Here is a 17,922-nt window from a genome sequence, read left to right on the forward strand (position 1 = left end):
GGCCGGCGCAAATCGCCCGCTTCGGCGCGCCGAGGCGCCGCTCGGAACGGGCGGGCGGGGCGAGGCGGCGGCGCGCCATGCCCCCCTGGCGCGCGGGGATGGGCGCGCGGCGCCCGCCCGGGGCTCAGAGCGCGCCGAGGCACCAGCGCATCACGGCCTTCTGGGCGTGCAGACGGTTCTCGGCCTCGTCGAAGATGACCGAGCGCGGGCCATACATGACCTCTTCGCTGGCTTCCTCGCCCGGATGGGCGGGCAGGCAGTGCAGGAAGATCGCATGCGGCGCCGCCAGCTCGACCAGCGCCGCGTTGACCTGGAAGGGGCGCAGCATGGCGTGCCGCTTCTCGCGCGAGCGGTCGGTGTCGCCCATGCTGATCCAGGTGTCGGTGGCGATGACGTCCACGCCCGAGACGGCCTCGCGCGGATCGCGGGTGACGTGCACGTCGGCGCCGCGCTCGGCCGCCCAGGCCAGCACGTCGCGCGGGGGCGAAAGCGGCTCGGGGCAGGCGATGCGCAGCGCGAAGCCGAACTGCGCCGCCGCCTCGATGAACGAGGCGCACATGTTGTTGCCGTCGCCCACCCAGGCGACGGTGCGTCCCTTGATCGGGCCCAGCCGCTCTTCGATCGTCATGACGTCGGCCATCAGCTGGCACGGATGCGAGGCGTCGGTCAGCCCGTTGATGACGGGAATCGCGGCGTGGCGCGCCAGCTCGAGCAGCTTTTCGTGCGGGCCGGTGCGGATCATCACGATGTCGAGAAAGCGGCTGAGCACGCGCGCGGTGTCGGCGATCGACTCGCCGCGGCCCAGCTGCATCTCGGCCGAGGACAGCATGAGGCCTTGCCCGCCCAGCTGGCGGATGCCGACGTCGAAGCTGACGCGCGTGCGCGTCGAGGGCTTCTCGAAGATCATGCCCAGGATGCGCCCGGCCAGCGGCGCGCCCTGGTCCGTCGCGCCGCGCGGCAGCCCGGCGCGGGCGGCCTTGGCGGCGTGGGCGGCGTCGATCATGGCGCGCAGATCCTCGGGCGCGACCGCGTGCAGGTCCAGGAAATGCCGCATCCCGGCGGGCAGGGCGGCGTCGAGGGGAGCGAAACGGGACGTCATGCGCGCGCCTCCTGATCCTTTGCTTCGGCGGCCTCGAGCGCGGCGGCCGCGGCCTCGAGCCGTGCAAGGCCCTCGTCGATCTCTTCGTCGGCGATGATGAGCGGCGGCAGCACCCGCGCCACGTCCTGCGCGGCCGGCGCCACCAGCACGCCCGCATCGTATCCCGCCGCGACCAGGCGCCCGACCGGCACGCGGCATTCGAGCCCCAGCATCAGCCCCATGCCGCGCACGCCGCCCAGAACGGCCGGATGGCGCGCGGCCAGCGCCTCGAGCCCGGCGCGCAGGCGCCGGCCGGCCTCGGCGACGCGGTCGAGGAAGCCTTCGGCCAGCACCTCGTCCATCACCGCGCAGCCCACGGCGCAGGCCAGCGGGTTGCCGCCATAGGTGCTGCCATGGCTGCCGGCGGTCATGGCGGCGGCGGCCTCTTCCGTGGCCAGCAGCGCCCCCAGCGGGAAGCCGCCGCCGATGCCCTTGGCCACGGTCATGATGTCGGGGCGGATGCCGTAATGCTCGTGCGCGAACAGCTTGCCGGTGCGCCCGACGCCGGTCTGGATCTCGTCCAGGATCAGCAGCGCGCCGCTCTCGTCGGCCAGCGCGCGCAGCCCTTGCAGGAACGCGGGATCGGCGACGCGCACGCCGCCCTCGCCCTGGATCGGCTCGACCAGGATCGCGGCGGTCTGCGGCCCGACCAGGGCGCGCGCGGCCTCGAGATCGTTCCAGGGTGCGTGGTCGAAGCCGGGCATGAGCGGGCCGAAGCCCTCGACCATCTTGGGCGCGCCCGAGGCGGCGATGGCGCCGGTGCTGCGGCCGTGGAAGCAGCCCTCGAAGGTCAGGATGCGCGTGCGCTCGCGCTCGCCGGCGGCGTGGGCGCGGCGGCGGGCCATCTTGATCGCCAGCTCGATCGTCTCGGTTCCCGAATTGGCGAAGAAGACGGTGTCCGCGAAGGTCGCCTCGGTCAGCCGGCGGGCGAGCCGCTCCTGGTTCGGGATGCGGTAGAGGTTCGAGGTGTGCCACAGCCGTCGCGCCTGCGACTCGAGCGCGGCGACGAGGCGCGGATGCGCGTGCCCCAGCGCGTTGACCGCGATCCCGGCGCACAGGTCCAGGTGGCGGCGGCCGCTTTCGTCGATGAGCCATGGGCCGCTCCCCTCCACGAAGGACAGGGGCGCCCGCGCATAGGTCGGCAGGACGGGCGAGATCACCGTTCGGGCTCCTTGTCCGGCCTGCTCCGTCGCCCCGCCCGCGCGGCCGGAACGCAGGACGGAACGGGGTTTGTCACGCGCTTGCGCGCAAATGTCAAACCCCTTGGCGCGGGCGCCGATCAAGGCGCGGCGAAGGCGGGCGGCGGGGGCGCGGAGCGCGGCGCGGCCGGCGTCGAAAGGCCCGGTCCGCGCAGGAATTCGCGCCTTGCGGGGCGGACCGGCGCCGGCTCCGGCCCGGGCGGCCACGCGCCGGCGCCGAAGGCCGCTTGCTCGCGCCATGGGGGCGCGCCCCTGCGCCGGGGGCGTCGCGCACGCTTCGGGAAACCCGCCGACCGGTCAGCCGCGCGCGCTCGAGCTTCGCGCCATCGGCGCCCCGCGCGCCCTCGAGCTTCGCGCCGTCGGCGCCCCGCGCGCCGCCGTGCATCGGGCTGGCGATGCCGGGCGCGCCGCCGAGGGCCGACACTGCGGCTCCGGGCGCGCCGTCCGGGGCCCCGCGATGGCGCGCGCGTCCGCGCCAGGGGCGGGCCTGCTGCGCCCGCGCCGCGGCCCGGGTCGGGACCCCGGCGCCGGACCCCTAGCGCCGGGCGTCGGCCGAACCTTGCCAGCCGCCGCGCCATTGCGGATCGGCCGGCGCCGGCGGCGCGGCGCGCATCGCCGCCCTGCGGCCCGCGAAGGCCGCCAGCGCCGCGAAGAGCTGCCCCAGCGCCCACACCCCCCCGACGGCGCCCAGGAACTCGATTCGCCCGCTGAGCAGCCACAGCGCCGCGAAGAAGGCGGCGCAGGCGGCGCCCGTTCCCAGCGCCAGATTGCGAAAGAAGAGCGGCCAGTCCTTCATCATGCTTCCCCTCATCCGCGGCCGCCCCCGCGGCCGCTCACCCCGTCGGACAGCATAGGGCGCAGGCATGAGCGCGCCGTAAAGGGAAGCGGTTAACGGGCGCCGCCCCGCCCCGCGCCGGGCCGCGCCCGCGGCGTCAGAGCATGTCGCGCAGCCGCGCGAACAGCATCGCCGCCACCAGCGTGGGCCGGCGCAGGAGCGCCCCGCCGGGGAAGGGCGGCGCGGGCAGGCGCGCCATCACGTCGAAGCGCCGGCGATCGCCGCTCAGCGCCTCGGCCAGCAGCTGGCCGGCCATGGTGCCCATCGCCACCCCCGAGCCCGAATAGCCCGAGGCGTTGAACACGCCGGGCCGGACCTCGGCGAAGAAGGGCAGGCGGGTCATGGTGATTCCCAGCGTCCCGCCCCAGCCGAAATCGATGCGCGCGTCCGCCAGCTGCGGCAGCACCTTGAGCATGCGCCGGCGCACATAGCCCTTGATGTCGCGCGGGAACGCGTCGCCATAGCTTTCGCCGCCGCCGAACAGCATGCGCCCGTCCTCGGAGAAGCGGAAGTAGTTCACCACGAAGCGGCTGTCGGCCACCGCCTCGCCGCCCGGAATGATCGCCCGCACGCGCTCGGGCGGCAGGGGTTCGGTGGCGATGATGAAGTTGTTGATCGGCAGAACGCGCGCCGCCGCCTCGGGCAGCAGCCGGCCCAGATAGCCGTTGCACGCGACCACGATCGTCTCGGCGCGCACGATCCCGTCCTCGAGCCGCACCGCGCCGTCCTCGATGGCCAGCGCCTCGGTCGTCTCGTGAAGCCGCGCGCCCGCCGCCATCGCCGCCCGCGCCAGCCCGCGGGCATAGTTGAGCGGGTGCAGATGGCCCGCCTCGCGGTCGCGATAGCCGCCGTGATAGCCGCGCGCGTCCAGCGCGGCGCGCATCTCGTCGGGCTCGAGCCATTCCAGGCCCTCGTAGCCGTAAACCTTGCGCATGCGCTCGACATGGGCGCGGGCGGGGCCGTCGAAGCGCCGCCGGTGATTGGGGTGCAGGATGCCGTCGCGCCAGGCGCAGTCGATGCCGTGGCGCGCGATCAGCGCGCGCACCAGCCGCGCCGCGTCGCGGCCGATCTCCCACGCGGCGCGGGCGTCGTCGGGGCCGAGCATGCGCTCGATCTCTTCCTGCCACAGCCGCTGGCCGACCGCCACCTGGCCCCCGTTGCGCCCCGAGGCGCCCCAGCCGACGCGGTGCGCCTCGACCAGCGTCACCTGCGCGCCGCGCTCGGCCAGGTGCAGCGCCGTGGAAAGGCCCGTGAATCCGCCGCCGATCACGCACACATCCGCGCGCGCCTCGCCGCGCAGGGGGGGCAGCTCGGGAAAGGGGGCGGCGCTGTGCGCATACCACGAGGGCGCGTGGCGCCCGCGCGCGTCGTTCCGGTGCAGAAGGCTCATACGTTCAACAGGAGATGCTCCCGCTCCCACGGGCTGATGACGATCATGAACTGCTCGTGCTCGAAGCGCTTGAGCGCGACGAAGAGCTTGACGAAATCCTCGCCCAGCAGCCGCCCGAGCGGCGCGCAGTCCTCGAGCAGGTCCACCGCCTCGAGCAGCGAATAGGGCAGGTCGCGCTCGTGGTCATAGGCGCCGCCCTCGACCGGCGGGCGCGGGGTCAGCTGCTCCTCGATCCCCAGAAGCCCCGCCGCCAGCGAGGCCGCGATGGCCAGATAGGGGTTGGCGTCGGCGCCGATGACGCGGTTCTCGATGCGCCGCGCGTCGGGCGCGCAGCGCGGCGCGCGCAGGCCGGTCGAGCGGTTGTCGTAGCCCCATTCCAGGTTCACCGGCGCCGACATGAACTTCACCAGCCGCCGATACGAGTTCACATAGGGCGCGATCAGCGCCGTGGCCGCCGGCAGGTATTTCTGCATCCCGCCGATGTAGTGGGCGAAAAGCGGCGAGGCCTCGCCCCCCTCCTGGGTGAAGATGTTGCGCCCCTGCGCGTCCAGCACCGACTGGTGCACATGCATGGCGCTGCCCGGCTGGCCGGCCATGGGCTTGGCCATGAAGGTGGCGTAGCAGCCGCAGCGCAGCGCCGCCTCGCGGATCAGGCGCTTGAAGAAGAACACCTGGTCGGCCAGGCGCAGCGCGTCGCCATGCATCATGTTGATCTCGAGCTGGGCGGCGCCGGCCTCCTGGATGATGGTGTCGATCTCCAGCCCCTGCGCCTCGGCGTAGTCGTAGATGTGCTCGATCACCGCGTCGTATTCGTCCACCGCCGAAAGCGAGAAGGCCTGGCTGCCCGTCGACTGGCGCCCCGAGCGGCCCACCGGCGGCTCGAGCGGATAGTCGGGGTCGGTGTTGGGCTTGGTCAGGTAGAATTCCAGCTCGGGCGCGATCACGGGCGTCCAGCCGCGCGCGGCGTAGGCGTCCAGCACCCGGCGCAGCACGTTGCGCGGGGCGAAGGGAATGGGCGCGCCGTGGCGGTCGACCACGTCGTGGATGATCTGCAGCGAGGCCTCGCCCGCCCAGGGCACGGCGCGCGCGGTGGCGATGTCGGGAACCAGGGTGATGTCCCCGTCCGAGTGCAGCTCGGGATGCGGCGCCTCGGCGTAGTCGCCGGTGATGACGGCGAAATAGATCGAGATCGGCAGCCGCACCTCGCTTTCGCGCAGGAACTTGGCCGCGGGCATCACCTTGCCGCGCGCGATGCCGGCGAAGTCGGGGGTGACGCACTCGATCTCCTCGACCTTGAAGGCGCGCACCCAGTCGCGCAGGGCCTCGATGTCGGGCGGCTCCAGATGCGGAGACACCGAGAGGCTGATCTGGGGCTGGGCCTTGGTCATGACATGCTTTCCGTTCGCAATTTTCCGTCGCGGCGCTGGCGTTCGGCGGCGACGGGCATATATTGCCTGCGTTCGGCGCAAAGGAAAGGGCGGCCTGATGCTTATCGGCATTCTCGAGACCGGCGACGTCGCGCCCGAGATGCGCGCGCGCCATGGCTCGTTCGCGGACATGTTCCGCCGGCTTCTGGCGGGGCAGGGATTCGCCTTCCGCGTCTGGCGGGTGGTGGACGGGCAGCTGCCCGCCGACCCGGCCGAGGCGGATGGCTGGCTGATCACCGGCTCCAAGCACGCGGTCTATGACGATCTGCCCTGGATCGAGCCGCTCAAGGATTTCATCCGCCGCGCGGCGGCGGCGCGCGCGCCCATGGCGGGCATCTGCTTCGGCCACCAGATCATGGCCGAGGCGCTGGGCGGCAGGGTCGAGAAGTCCGAGCGCGGCTGGGGCATCGGCCCGCAGACCTATGACAGCGTCGAGGCCGGGCGGCCCATCACCATCCTCGCCTCGCATCAGGACCAGGTGACGCGCAAGCCGCCCTCGGCCGAGGTCGTCGCCTCGTCCGAGTTCTGCCCCTATGCGGGGTTGGTCTATCGCGACGCGCCGGCGATCAGCTATCAGCCGCATCCCGAGTTCCGCCGCGAATTCTCGCGCGAGCTGATCGAGACGCGGCGCGGCACGGTCTACGACCCCGCGCTGGCCGACGCCGCGCTGGCGCGGATGGACGCGCCGCTGGATTCGGATTGGATGGCGCGGCGCATCGCCGATTTCTTCCGCGCCCATGCCCGCCCGGCGCGCAACGGGGCCGGGGACGAGGCCGGCGCGAAACAGGGCGCCGCCGGCGGCCGGGCCGAGGGCTGAGCGCCGCGGGCGGCCAGGCGCCGGTTGCCGGCGGGCGCCCGACGCGGCCGGGCGCCGGATGGGGCGGGATGCGCGACATCGGCGCGCGGCCTCGCGCCGGGCCGCCCGGGCGGGCGAATCGCGCCGGGCCCGCGCGCGGCAGAGGTTCGGCGCGGGCCCGCGGCCGGAGCCTGGCGCAGGCCTCGCCGCGGCGTGGCGCAGGGCCCGGCCGATCGCGCCCCGCAAGCGCGATGCGCAGGAGAATCGCCTTGAAAGGCCGGGCGTTGACCGGCTGCGCCCACCCCATGGAGCCGGGCGACATGCGCTGCGCCGAGACCAGCGCAGGGCGGCGCGCAAGAAAGGCGCGTCAAAGGCTGGACTCTGGCGCCCGCCGCCGCCCGCCATGGTCCCGCGGGCCGTGCGCCGCGTTCGCGCGCCGCCGGCCGCCATGGTCCCGCGGGCCGTGCGCCGCGCCGGCATCCGCGCGGCGCGGGGGCGGCGCGGCGCTTGGTTCGCGCCGGGCGCGGCGACGCGCGCCTTGGCGCACGCCGCGCCAGCGCGTAGGAATGCGGGCAAGAGGGCCCGACGCATGGGCCGCGCAAGCACGGAGACAGGGCCATGACCGCCATCATCGACGCCATCATGGAGTTCTGGGACTGGCTCCTTCGCGTGCTGGGGCTGCGTCGGCGCGCGCCGCTGGGCGTGCCGCCCGAAACCCTGCCCGAGGGGCGCGCGCGCGGCCTTGCGCGCCGCGCGCCGGCGCTGATCCTGCTGGGGCTTGCCCTGTGGCTTGGCGCGCTGATCTGGAACTTCGGCTGGCTCAGGGCGGGCGATCTGTCCTACCCGCAGGCGGTGCTGGCGGCCACGGGCGCGCCGGCGGGGGTCGCGCCGGGCGCCGGGACGGGCGACGCGGCCGACGCCGCCGAGCCGGCCGACGCCGGCGCGTCCGGCGCGGCGCGGGTCTGCGCGCCCAGCCGCGCCGTCGCCATGCAGGCGGCGCTCATCGACATGATGGTCAATCAGGACGTGTGGGCGCCGGCCTCGCCGCTCTACAAGGCCGGGGTGTTCTGGCTGATCGACTGGGAGGACACGCCCTGGTTCGACAACAAGGCCGCCTTCCAGCTGGGAGCGCTGGACGTGCTGCGCGCCTTCGCCATCGAGCTGCGCGACTCGCTGGGGCGCGTGCGCGGCACCTCGGCCCCGCATCAGGATCTGATCGGCGCGCAGTCGCGCCTGCAGATCAGCGAACGGGCCTGGGTGCTCAACAGCCCGCTCGACCGCGACAACGCGCTGGTGGCCACCACCACGGCCGCCGGCTCGTATCGCGGCGCCATCCGCTCGTATCTGCGCTACAACCAGGCGCTGGCCGACTGCGCGGCGGTGTATGACGCGCGCGCCGACAATCTGCGCGTGGTGATCGACCGCATGAGCAAGCTCCTCGGCGGGATCACGGACCAGCTGTCCAAGCGCTCGCGCGGGACGGTCTACGACCCGCGTCTCGACCGCTTCGTGCCCGGGCCGGGGAACAATCGCGGCTGGTTCGATTTCCGCGCCGACAACCTGTTCCACCGCGCGCGCGGGCAGATGTTCGCGCTGCACGGGCTGATGCAGGCGCTGCGCGAGGATTTCGCGCAGGTGGTCGAGCGCCGCGACCTGGCCGAGCTGTGGGACCGGCTCGAGGCGCATGTGGCCGAGGCGGCCGCGCTCGAGCCGCTGATCGTCTCGAACGGGCGTTCGGACGGTCTGATGATGCCCAACCACCTGGCCGCCATGGCCGAGGCCATCTACCGCGCCCGCGCGAACATGGTCGAGCTGCGCGACGTCATCGACCGCTGAGGCGCGGCGCCCGCAAGGGGGCGAAGGCGCCGGGCGGGCGAGCCCTGCGCCGGCGCGGGGCAAGGGCGCGAGGGCGCGCATTGGCCGCGGGCGCGGTCACGCCTCGCCCTCGGCGCCGCCGGTCCGCGGGGCGGGCCCGGCGCCCGGTCCGGCATGGGGCTTCGCGTCGGGTTCGGGGGCGAGGCCCTTCAGGAACAGCGTTTCGAGAAACCGCGCGGCGTCGTGATAGTGTCCGTCCGAGTCGGGCGAGACGTCGAGCAGCGCGCGCACCTGCGAATCGAAATCGGCGTAGTGCTGGGTCGTCGCCCAGATGGCGAAGATCAGGTGCATGGGATCGACCGGGCGGATCTTGCCCGCCCGCGCCCAGCCCCGGATCACCTCGGCCTTCTCCTCGACCAGCGCCTTGAGCTCGCCCTTGATGTGCGCCGTCATCGCCGGCGCGCCCTGCATGATCTCGCCCGCGAACAGGCGGCTTTCGCGCGGGCGGTCGCGCGACATCTCGAGCTTGCGGCGGATGTAGGCGGCGATCTCGCGCATCGGGTCGCCCTCGGCCGACAGGTCGCGCAGCGGCTCGAGCCAGGCGTCGAGCAGGCTGGTCAGCAGCGCCTCGCGGATGTCCTCCTTGCGGCGGAAGTAGTAAAGCAGGTTGGGCTTGGACATGCCCGCGCGCTCGGCGATCTGGTCGAGAGTCGCGCCGCGGAACCCGTAGGCCGAGAACACGTCCAGCGCCGCGGCCAGGATCTTGCGCTCGTTCTCGCGCTGGATGCGGGTGCGCCGGCGCGTGCGCGCCGCGCGCGGGGCGGGGGCGTCGGCGGCGGGGGGCGCCTTCTTGCGCGCGCGCGCCCTGGCGCGGGGGGGCGGGGCGGGCGCGGGGCGGGCGTCGGTTTCGCGCGTCATGCGGGGCTCCGAATGGCGTATTTTTTCGTCTTGACCGCCCAAGCGGCCGTGCTAGCGTGAATTTTGACCAGACGGTCAACGCGACCGCAAGAACAATCCGAAATCGGGGCCGCGCGCAGCGCCGCGGACCCCATGACAGGGAGCCGAACCATGTCGGATCGCAGCGCCTCCGCGCCCAACGACCTGCGCGCCTTCTGGATGCCGTTCACGGCCAACCGGCAGTTCAAGAAGTCGCCGCGCATGTTCGTCGCCGCGCGCGACATGCACTACACCACCTCGGACGGCCGCCAGGTGCTGGACGGCACCGCCGGGCTGTGGTGCTGCAACGCGGGCCATTGCCGGCCGAAGATCACCGAGGCCATCCAGAAGCAGGCCGCCGAGCTGGACTACGCGCCCGCCTTCCAGATGGGCCATCCCAAGGCGTTCGAGCTGGCCTCGCGGCTGACCGAGATCGCGCCCGAGCCCTTCGAGCACGTCTTCTTCACCAACTCGGGCTCGGAAAGCGTCGAGACCGCGCTCAAGATCGCCATCGCCTGGCACCGGGCGCGGGGCGAGGGCGCGCGCACGCGGCTGATCGGGCGCGAGCGCGGCTATCACGGGGTGAATTTCGGCGGCATCTCGGTCGGCGGCATCGTCGCCAACCGCAAGCATTTCGGCACGCTGCTGACCGGGGTGGACCACCTGCGCCACACGCATCTGCCCGAGAAGAACGCCTTCACCCGCGGCCAGCCCGAGCACGGGGCCGAGCTGGCCGACGATCTCGAGCGGCTGTGCGCGCTGCACGACCCCTCGACCATCGCGGCGGTCATCGTCGAGCCCATGGCCGGCTCGACCGGCGTGCTGCTGCCGCCCAAGGGCTACCTGCAGCGCCTGCGCGAGATCTGCGACCGGCACGGCATCCTGCTGATCTTCGACGAGGTGATCACAGGCTTCGGGCGCCTGGGCTCGCCCTTCGCGGCGCAGCATTACGACATCATGCCCGACCTCATCACCACCGCCAAGGGTCTGACCAACGGCGTCATCCCCATGGGCGCGGTGCTGACCACCGCGCGCATCCACGATGCCTTCATGACCGGCCCCGAGCACATGATCGAGCTGTTCCACGGCTATACCTATTCGGGCAACCCGATCGCGGCGGCGGCGGGGCTGGCGACGCTCGAGACCTACCGCGACGAGGCGCTGCTGACCCGCGCGGCCGAGCTCGAGCCCTACTGGCTCGATGCGCTGTTCTCGTTGCGCGGCCTTCCGCATGTGATCGACATCCGCGGCCAGGGGCTGATCGGCGCGGTCGAGCTCGAGCCCATCGCGGGCGAGCCCACGCGGCGCGCCTTCTCGGCCTTCCTCAAGGCCTACGAGAAGGGAATCCTGATCCGCACCACGGGCGACACCATCGCCATGTCGCCGCCGCTGATCATCTCGAAGGCCCAGATCGACGAGCTGATCGGCACGCTGGGCGACGTGCTCAAGACGCTGGACTGAGGAGAGCAAGCCATGGCCGCACCCGGAGAGAACCTGCGCATCAACGCCGACCGCCTGTGGGACTCGATCCACGAGATGGCCAGGATCGGCCCCGGCGTCGCCGGCGGCTGCAACCGCCAGACCCTGACCGACGCCGACGCCGAGGGCCGCGCCCTGTTCAAGCGCTGGTGCGAGGAGGCGGGCTGCCAGATGGGGCTCGACCAGATGGGCAACATGTTCGCCATGCGCCCGGGAACCGACCCCGACGCGCTGCCGGTCTATGTGGGCTCGCATCTCGACACCCAGCCCACGGGCGGGCGCTATGACGGCGTTCTGGGCGTGCTGGGCGGGCTCGAGCTGATCCGCACGCTCAACGATCTGAACATCCGCACGCGCCATCCCATCGTCGTCGTCAACTGGACCAACGAGGAGGGCACGCGCTTTGCGCCCGCCATGCTGGCCTCGGGCGTGTTCGCCGGCGTGCACGATCTGGACTGGGCCTATGAGCGCACCGACGCCGAGGGCAAGCGCTTCGGCGACGAGCTCGAGCGCATCGGCTGGAAGGGCGACGAGCCGGTGGGCGCGCGCAAGATGAAGGCCTTCTTCGAGCTGCACATCGAGCAGGGGCCGATCCTCGAGGCCGAGGGCAAGGACATCGGCGTCGTCACCCACGGCCAGGGGCTGAGCTGGACGCAGGTCACCGTCACGGGCAAGGAGGCGCACACCGGCTCGACCCCCATGCCCATGCGCCGCAACGCGGGGCTGGGCATGGCGCGCATCCTCGAGCTGGTGGACGAGATCGCCTGGTCGCACAAGCCCCATGCCGTGGGCGCGGCGGGGCATATCGAGGTGCACCCGAACTCGCGCAACGTCATCCCCGGCAAGGCGGTGTTCACCATCGATTTCCGCTCGCCCGACAAGGCGGTGATCGAGGACATGGAGAACCGCCTGCGCGAGGGCGCGAAGAAGATCTGCGACGAGATGGGCCTCGAGGTCGCCTTCGAGAAGGTGGGCGGCTTCGACCCGGTCGAATTCGACAAGGATTGCGTCGCCGCCGTGCGCCGCGCGGCCGAGCGGCTGGGCTATTCGCACATGGACATCATCTCGGGCGCGGGGCACGACGCGTGCTGGATCAACCGCGTGGCGCCGACGGCCATGGTCATGTGCCCCTGCGTGGACGGGCTGAGCCACAACGAGGCCGAGGAGATCTCGAAGGAGTGGGCCGCGGCGGGGGCCGACGTGCTGTTCCACGCGGTGGTCGAGACCGCCGAAATCGTCGAATGAAGGCGCGGCTCGCCCCCCGGGGCGGGCCGTTTCCGCGTCCGGCGCCCAAGCCGCGCGCCGCGGCGCATCAACCCGAGAACAAACGCGCAAGACGCAACAACGCAGGGGGCATGTCATGAGCAAGGTCATCAAGGGCGGAACCATCGTCACCGCCGACCGCAGCTGGAAGGCCGACGTGCTGATCGAGGGCGAGAAGATCGTCGAGATCGGCGAGAACCTGAAGGGCGACGAGGTCATCGACGCCTCGGACGCCTACGTCATTCCCGGCGGCATCGACCCGCACACCCATCTCGAGATGCCCTTCATGGGCACCACCGCGGCCGAGACCTTCGAGTCGGGCACCTACGCCGCCGCCGCGGGCGGAACGACGATGCTGGTCGATTTCTGCCTGCCGGGCGAGGACGGCTCGCTTCTGTCGGCCATGGACGAGTGGGACCGCAAGTCGGCCCCGCAGATCTGCGTGGACATCGGCTATCACATGGCCGTCACCGACTGGAACGAGCGCATCTTCGAGGAGATGCCCGAGGTCGTGAAGCGCGGCGTCAACACCTTCAAGCACTTCATGGCCTACAAGGGCGCGCTGATGGTGCAGGACGACGAGATGTTCGCCTCGTTCAAGCGCTGCGCCGAGATCGGCGCGCTGCCGCTGGTCCATGCCGAGAACGGCGACATCGTCGCCGAGCTGCAGCAGAAATACCTGGCCATGGGCGTGACCGGCCCCGAGGGGCACGCCTATTCCCGCCCGCCCGAGGTCGAGGGCGAGGCCGCCAACCGCGCCATCATGATCGCCGACGCGGCGGGCGTGCCGCTCTACATCGTCCATGTCAGCTGCGAGCAGGCGCACGAGGCCATCCGCCGCGCCCGCCAGAAGGGCATGCGCGTCTATGGCGAGCCGCTGATCCAGCACCTGACGCTGGACGAGACCGAATATTTCAACAAGGACTGGGAATACGCCGCGCGGCGCGTCATGTCGCCCCCCTTCCGCGACAAGTCGCACCAGGACAGCCTGTGGGCGGGGCTCATGGCCGGCTCGCTGCAGGTGGTGGCCACCGACCACGCCGCCTTCACCACCGAGCAGAAGCACATGGGCGACGGCGACTTCACCCGCATCCCCAACGGCACCGGCGGGCTCGAGGAGCGGCTCTCGGTGCTCTGGACCAGGGGCGTCGAGACGGGCCGCCTGACGCCCGAAGAGTTCGTGGCCGTCACCTCGACCAACATCGCCAAGATCCTCAACATCTACCCGCGCAAGGGCGCGGTGGCCGTGGGGGCGGACGCCGACGTGGTGGTGTGGGACCCCAAGGCGCGCAAGACCATCTCGGCCGCCACGCAGAAGTCGATCATCGACTACAACGTCTTCGAGGGCATGGAGGTGACGGGGCTGCCGCGCTTCACCCTCTCGCGCGGCGAGGTGGTGTGGTCGGCGGGACAGAACGTGCCGCCGCGCCCGGGGCGCGGGCGCTTCGTGCCGCGCCCGGCCTTCCCCTCGGCGCACAAGGCGCTGTCGAAGTGGAAGGCGCTGACCGCCCCGCGCAAGATCGAGCGCGACCCGCGCAACATCCCCTCGGGCGTCTGAGGAGGGGGTCCCGTGCAAGCGCAAGCCAGCCGGACCGCGGCGGCGTCGGACGACGCCGCCTCCCGCCCCGCCGTGATCGAGGCGCGCGGCCTCTCGCTCACCTTTCCGGCCGATGACGGGCCGGTGCACGCGCTGTCGGACGTCGATCTGACGATCCGCAAGGGCGATTTCGTCTCGTTCATCGGCCCCTCGGGCTGCGGCAAGACGACCTTCCTGCGCGTGATCGCCGATCTCGAGCAGCCCACCGCGGGCGAGGTGCGCGTCAACGGCATGACCCCGCGCGAGGCGCGCCTGGCGCGCGCCTATGGCTACGTCTTCCAGGCGGCGGGATTGTATCCCTGGCGCACCATCGCGGCCAATGTGCGCCTGCCGCTCGAGATCATGGGCTATCCGCGCGAAGAGCAGGAAGAGCGCGTGCGCCGCACGCTCGAGCTGGTCAACCTGACGGGCTTCGAGCGCAAGTTCCCCTGGCAGCTGTCGGGCGGCATGCAGCAGCGCGCCTCGATCGCGCGCGCGCTGGCCTTCGACGCCGACATCCTGCTGATGGACGAGCCCTTCGGCGCGCTGGACGAGATCGTGCGCGACCATCTCAACGAGCAGCTGCTCAAGCTGTGGGCCAAGACGGACAAGACCATCGGCTTCGTCACCCACTCGATCCCCGAGGCGGTGTATCTGTCGACCCGCATCGTGGTGATGAGCCCGCGCCCGGGGCGGATCATCGACGTGATCGAGTCGACCCTGCCGCGCGAGCGGCCGCTCGACATCCGCGAGACGCCCGAATTCCTGGAAATCGCCCATCGCGTGCGCGAAGGGCTCAAGGCGGGGCACAGCTATGAGGACTGAGCGGCGGCCCGGCCGGGAGGCGGCGCGATGAGGCGCGCGGCGGGCGATGCGGGACCGGTGCTGTGCGTGCTCATGGCGATCCTGGTCCTTTGGTATGCGGCCGCGGCCGCGCTCAACCTGCAATGGGAGCGCGACCAGGCCGAACGCGCGGGGCGCGCCCCCTCGCTGACGCAGATGCTGAGCGCGGCGATGAGCCAGGACCGCCCGGTCCTGCCCGCGCCGCATCAGGTGGCGGTCGAGATCTGGAAGACGACCGTGGACAAGAAGATCACCTCGAAGCGCAGCCTGGTCTATCACTCGTGGGTCACGCTTTCGGCGACGCTGCTGGGCTTCGCCATGGGCACGCTGCTGGGCGTGCTGCTGGCGGTGGGGATCGTGCACAGCCGCGCGCTGGATCTGAGCCTGATGCCGTGGATCATCGCCTCGCAGACCATCCCGATCCTGGCCATCGCGCCGATGATCATCGTCGTGCTCAACGCGGTCGGGATCTCGGGGCTGCTGCCCAAGGCGCTGATCTCGACCTATCTGAGCTTCTTCCCGGTGGCGGTGGGCATGGTCAAGGGACTGCGCAGCCCCGACGCCATGCAGATGGACCAGATGCGCACCTGGTCGGCCACGACGGCGCAGACCTTCTGGAAGCTGCGGCTGCCCAGCTCGATGCCCTATCTGTTCGCCTCGCTCAAGGTGGCGGTGGCCGCCAGCCTGGTGGGCGCGATCGTGGGCGAGCTGCCGACCGGCGCGGTGGCGGGCCTTGGCGCGCGGCTGCTGGCGGGCAGCTATTACGGGCAGACCATCCAGATCTGGTCGGCGCTGGTGACGGCCTCGATCCTGGCCGCGGCGCTGGTGGCGATCGTGGGGGCGATGCACCGCAGGGTGCTGCGGCGGATGGGGGCGGCGGCATGATCGGACGAATCGCGCAGCTTCCCCCCCTGCCGCTGGCCGCGGCCGCGGCGGCGCTGGCCTGGCTGGCGCTGGGCGCGGCGCATGCGCCCGACGGCATGCCGCCCTGGGGCTGGGCCGCGACGCTGGGCGCCTGGGCCTGCGCCTGGGCGCTGGTCGAAAGCCTGGCCCGCAGCGGCTGGCGCCATGCCGGGCTGGCGGCGCCGGCCGTGTTCGGGCTGACCGTGCTGTTCCTGTGGGAGGCCGTCACCCGCGGCGCGGGCGTGCCGGCGGTTCTGCTGCCGCCGCCCAGCATGATCGCCGAGCGCATCGCCGACAGCTGGCCCATCCTTTGGGCCGACTTCTCGCAGACCTTCCTGAAGGCGGTGCTGATCGGCTACGCGCTGGGCTGCGGCGCGGCGGTGGCGACGGCGCTGCTTATCGACCGCTCCGAGTTCCTGCAGCGCGGGCTCCTGCCGGTGGGCAACATGGTCGCGGCGCTGCCGATCGTGGGCGTGGCGCCGATCATGGTCATGTGGTTCGGCTTCGACTGGCCGTCCAAGGCGGCGGTGGTGGTGATCATGGTCTTCTTCCCCATGCTGGTGAACACGGTCGAGGGCCTGAAATCCGCCGAGCGCATGCAGCGCGACCTGATGCGCACCTATGCGGCCGGCTACTGGCAGACCATGGGCAAGCTGCGCCTGCCGGCCGCGGCGCCCTTCATGTTCAACGGTCTGAAAATCTGTTCGACGCTGGCGCTGATCGGCGCCATCGTGGCCGAGTTCTTCGGCACGCCCACCGTGGGCATGGGCTTTCGCATCTCGACCGAGGTGGGGCGCATGAACCTGGACATGGTGTGGGCCGAGATCGCCGTGGCGGCGCTGGCCGGCTCGGCTTTCTACGGCGCGATCGCCCTGATCGAAAGGGCGGTCACGTTCTGGCATCCGTCGCAAAGACGCTGAGCAAGGCGCGCGGCGGCGATACGACAAGAACCACAGGGAAACGACAAGGAGGTATATCCCATGCGCAATTGGATCGCGGGGGCCGCGGCGTCGGCCATGGCGCTGGCCGCGGGCCTGGCCCAGGCGGCCGACCAGGTGACGCTGCAGCTCAAATGGGTCACCCAGGCCCAGTTCGCCGGCTACTACGTCGCCGCCGACAAGGGCTTCTACGAGGAAGAGGGGCTCGAGGTCGAGATCAAGCCCGGCGGCCCCGACATCGCGCCGCCGCAGGTGATCGCGGGCGGCGGGGCGGACGTCATCATCGACTGGATGCCCTCGGCCCTGGCCAGCCGCGAGAAGGGCGTGCCGCTGGTCAACATCGCCCAGCCCTTAAAGCGCTCGGGCATGATGCTGGTGTGCCGCAAGGATACCGGCATCAAGAGCCCCGAGGATTTCCGCGGCAAGACGCTGGGCGTCTGGTTCTTCGGCAACGAGTATCCGTTCCTGGCCTGGATGGCGCGGCTGGGCATCCCCACCGACGGCAGCCCCGAGGGGGTGCGCGTGCTCAAGCAGGGGTTCAACGTCGATCCGCTGCTGCAAAAGCAGGCCGACTGCGTCTCGGCCATGACCTACAACGAGTATTGGCAGATCATCGACGCGGGCCTCAAGCCCGAGGAGCTGGTCGTGTTCAAGTATGAGGACCAGGGCGTCGCCACGCTCGAGGACGGGCTTTACGTGCTGGAGGAGAACCTCAAGGACCCCGCCTTCCTCGATCGCATGGTGCGCTTCGTGCGCGCCTCGATGAAGGGCTGGAAATGGGCCGAGGCGCATCCCGACGAGGCCGCGGACATCGTGCTCGAGAACGACGCGACGGGCGCCCAGACCGAGAAGCATCAGCGGCGCATGATGCGCGAGGTGGCCAAGCTGACCGCCGGCTCGAACGGCGAGCTGGACCCGGCCGATTACGAGCGCACGGTGGACATCCTGCTTTCGGGCGGCTCGGACCCGGTCATCACCCGTCGCCCCGAGGGCGCCTGGACGCATGCCGTCACGGACAAGGCGCTGAAGTGAGCGCGCCGAGCTGACGCCGCAGGCGCCCCCGAGCGATCGGGGGCGCCTTTCGCTTGCCCGCCCGGCGCGTGGTCGGCACGCCGGTCGGTCCGTGGGCGCCGAGGCGCGCCGGGGGCGGGGCGGATGCGCGGGGCCCCATCCGCGCGGGGGCAAGGCGCGCGGGCGGGCCCGGCGCGCCGTTTCCCCCGCGCCGGACGTGGCGCCGCCGCCGGGTCCGTCGCGCCGCGCCCCGTCCCCCCGGCGGATCCGCCGCGCCCTGCCTCGGCGGATCAGAGGCGCCCCGCACCCCACTCGGCCGGTCGGGCGCCTTCCCGGCGCCGTCTCCCGCATGGCCGATCGGACGCCCCCCGCG

The 17,922-nt window shown here is 72.0% G+C and carries 15 protein-coding genes; 9 read left to right on the forward strand and 6 right to left on the reverse strand.

Annotation, left to right across the window (positions count from 1 at the left end; all coding sequences use genetic code 11):
* Nucleotides 1–124: 124 nt before the first annotated feature.
* The 5 genes from argF to BMW67_RS03585 form a co-directional block, all read right to left on the reverse strand.
* Nucleotides 125–1,054: an ornithine carbamoyltransferase gene (argF, locus tag BMW67_RS03565; RefSeq protein ID WP_072746101.1), complete on the reverse strand. Its 930-nt coding sequence runs from the start codon at nucleotides 1,052–1,054 to the stop codon at nucleotides 125–127.
* 41 nt (nucleotides 1,055–1,095) lie between these two features.
* Nucleotides 1,096–2,298, reverse strand: coding sequence for an aspartate aminotransferase family protein (locus tag BMW67_RS03570; RefSeq protein ID WP_072745910.1), 1,203 nt, complete (start codon nucleotides 2,296–2,298; stop codon nucleotides 1,096–1,098).
* A gap of 574 nt (nucleotides 2,299–2,872) precedes the next feature.
* Nucleotides 2,873–3,136 carry a hypothetical protein gene (locus tag BMW67_RS03575; protein ID WP_072745909.1) on the reverse strand — a complete coding sequence of 88 codons (264 nt, stop codon included), beginning with the start codon at nucleotides 3,134–3,136 and terminating at the stop codon, nucleotides 2,873–2,875.
* A 133-nt stretch (nucleotides 3,137–3,269) separates the two neighbouring features.
* The gene (locus BMW67_RS03580; RefSeq protein WP_072745908.1) at nucleotides 3,270–4,562 is read right to left on the reverse strand and encodes an NAD(P)/FAD-dependent oxidoreductase; all 1,293 of its coding nucleotides are present in this window, start codon (nucleotides 4,560–4,562) and stop codon (nucleotides 3,270–3,272) included.
* Nucleotides 4,559–5,950: a glutamine synthetase family protein gene (locus BMW67_RS03585; protein WP_072745907.1), complete on the reverse strand. Its 1,392-nt coding sequence runs from the start codon at nucleotides 5,948–5,950 to the stop codon at nucleotides 4,559–4,561. Before BMW67_RS03585 ends, BMW67_RS03580 begins: the two co-directional genes overlap by 4 nt.
* Nucleotides 5,951–6,047: 97 nt before the next feature.
* Between BMW67_RS03585 and BMW67_RS03590 the strand changes: the two genes are divergently transcribed.
* Together BMW67_RS03590 and BMW67_RS03595 are read left to right on the forward strand one after the other, a co-directional pair.
* Nucleotides 6,048–6,806 carry a glutamine amidotransferase-related protein gene (locus BMW67_RS03590; RefSeq protein WP_072745906.1) on the forward strand — a complete coding sequence of 253 codons (759 nt, stop codon included), beginning with the start codon at nucleotides 6,048–6,050 and terminating at the stop codon, nucleotides 6,804–6,806.
* 597 nt (nucleotides 6,807–7,403) lie between these two features.
* The gene (locus BMW67_RS03595) at nucleotides 7,404–8,621 is read left to right on the forward strand and encodes a DUF2333 family protein (protein WP_072745905.1); all 1,218 of its coding nucleotides are present in this window, start codon (nucleotides 7,404–7,406) and stop codon (nucleotides 8,619–8,621) included.
* 96 nt (nucleotides 8,622–8,717) lie between these two features.
* On the opposite strand, the gene BMW67_RS03600 is transcribed toward BMW67_RS03595, so the two are convergent.
* The gene (locus tag BMW67_RS03600; protein ID WP_072745904.1) at nucleotides 8,718–9,518 is read right to left on the reverse strand and encodes a TetR family transcriptional regulator C-terminal domain-containing protein; all 801 of its coding nucleotides are present in this window, start codon (nucleotides 9,516–9,518) and stop codon (nucleotides 8,718–8,720) included.
* 150 nt (nucleotides 9,519–9,668) lie between these two features.
* On the opposite strand from BMW67_RS03600, the gene aptA reads away from it, so the two are divergent.
* The 7 genes from aptA to BMW67_RS03635 all read left to right on the forward strand — a co-directional run bounded on the left by aptA (nucleotide 9,669) and on the right by BMW67_RS03635 (nucleotide 17,570).
* The gene (aptA, locus tag BMW67_RS03605) at nucleotides 9,669–10,997 is read left to right on the forward strand and encodes an omega-aminotransferase AptA (protein WP_072745903.1); all 1,329 of its coding nucleotides are present in this window, start codon (nucleotides 9,669–9,671) and stop codon (nucleotides 10,995–10,997) included.
* Nucleotides 10,998–11,009: 12 nt separating this feature from the next.
* Entirely contained in the window at nucleotides 11,010–12,260 is a 1,251-nt protein-coding gene (locus BMW67_RS03610) for a Zn-dependent hydrolase (RefSeq protein ID WP_072745902.1), read from the forward strand.
* Between the two features lie 115 nt (nucleotides 12,261–12,375).
* Nucleotides 12,376–13,836, forward strand: coding sequence for a dihydropyrimidinase (hydA, locus tag BMW67_RS03615; protein WP_072745901.1), 1,461 nt, complete (start codon nucleotides 12,376–12,378; stop codon nucleotides 13,834–13,836).
* A 12-nt stretch (nucleotides 13,837–13,848) separates the two neighbouring features.
* Nucleotides 13,849–14,679, forward strand: a complete 831-nt coding sequence (locus BMW67_RS03620) for an ABC transporter ATP-binding protein (protein ID WP_072745900.1) — start codon at nucleotides 13,849–13,851, stop codon at nucleotides 14,677–14,679.
* 27 nt (nucleotides 14,680–14,706) lie between these two features.
* Nucleotides 14,707–15,582, forward strand: a complete 876-nt coding sequence (locus tag BMW67_RS03625; RefSeq protein WP_072745899.1) for an ABC transporter permease — start codon at nucleotides 14,707–14,709, stop codon at nucleotides 15,580–15,582.
* 95 nt (nucleotides 15,583–15,677) lie between these two features.
* Entirely contained in the window at nucleotides 15,678–16,520 is an 843-nt protein-coding gene (locus BMW67_RS03630; RefSeq protein ID WP_072746100.1) for an ABC transporter permease, read from the forward strand.
* 60 nt (nucleotides 16,521–16,580) lie between these two features.
* Complete coding sequence (locus BMW67_RS03635) at nucleotides 16,581–17,570, forward strand: ABC transporter substrate-binding protein (RefSeq protein ID WP_072745898.1); 990 nt, start codon at nucleotides 16,581–16,583, stop codon at nucleotides 17,568–17,570.
* Nucleotides 17,571–17,922: the final 352 nt, after the last annotated feature.

The sequence above is a fragment of the Oceanicella actignis genome, from assembly GCF_900111545.1.
GTDB lineage: Bacteria > Pseudomonadota > Alphaproteobacteria > Rhodobacterales > Rhodobacteraceae > Oceanicella > Oceanicella actignis.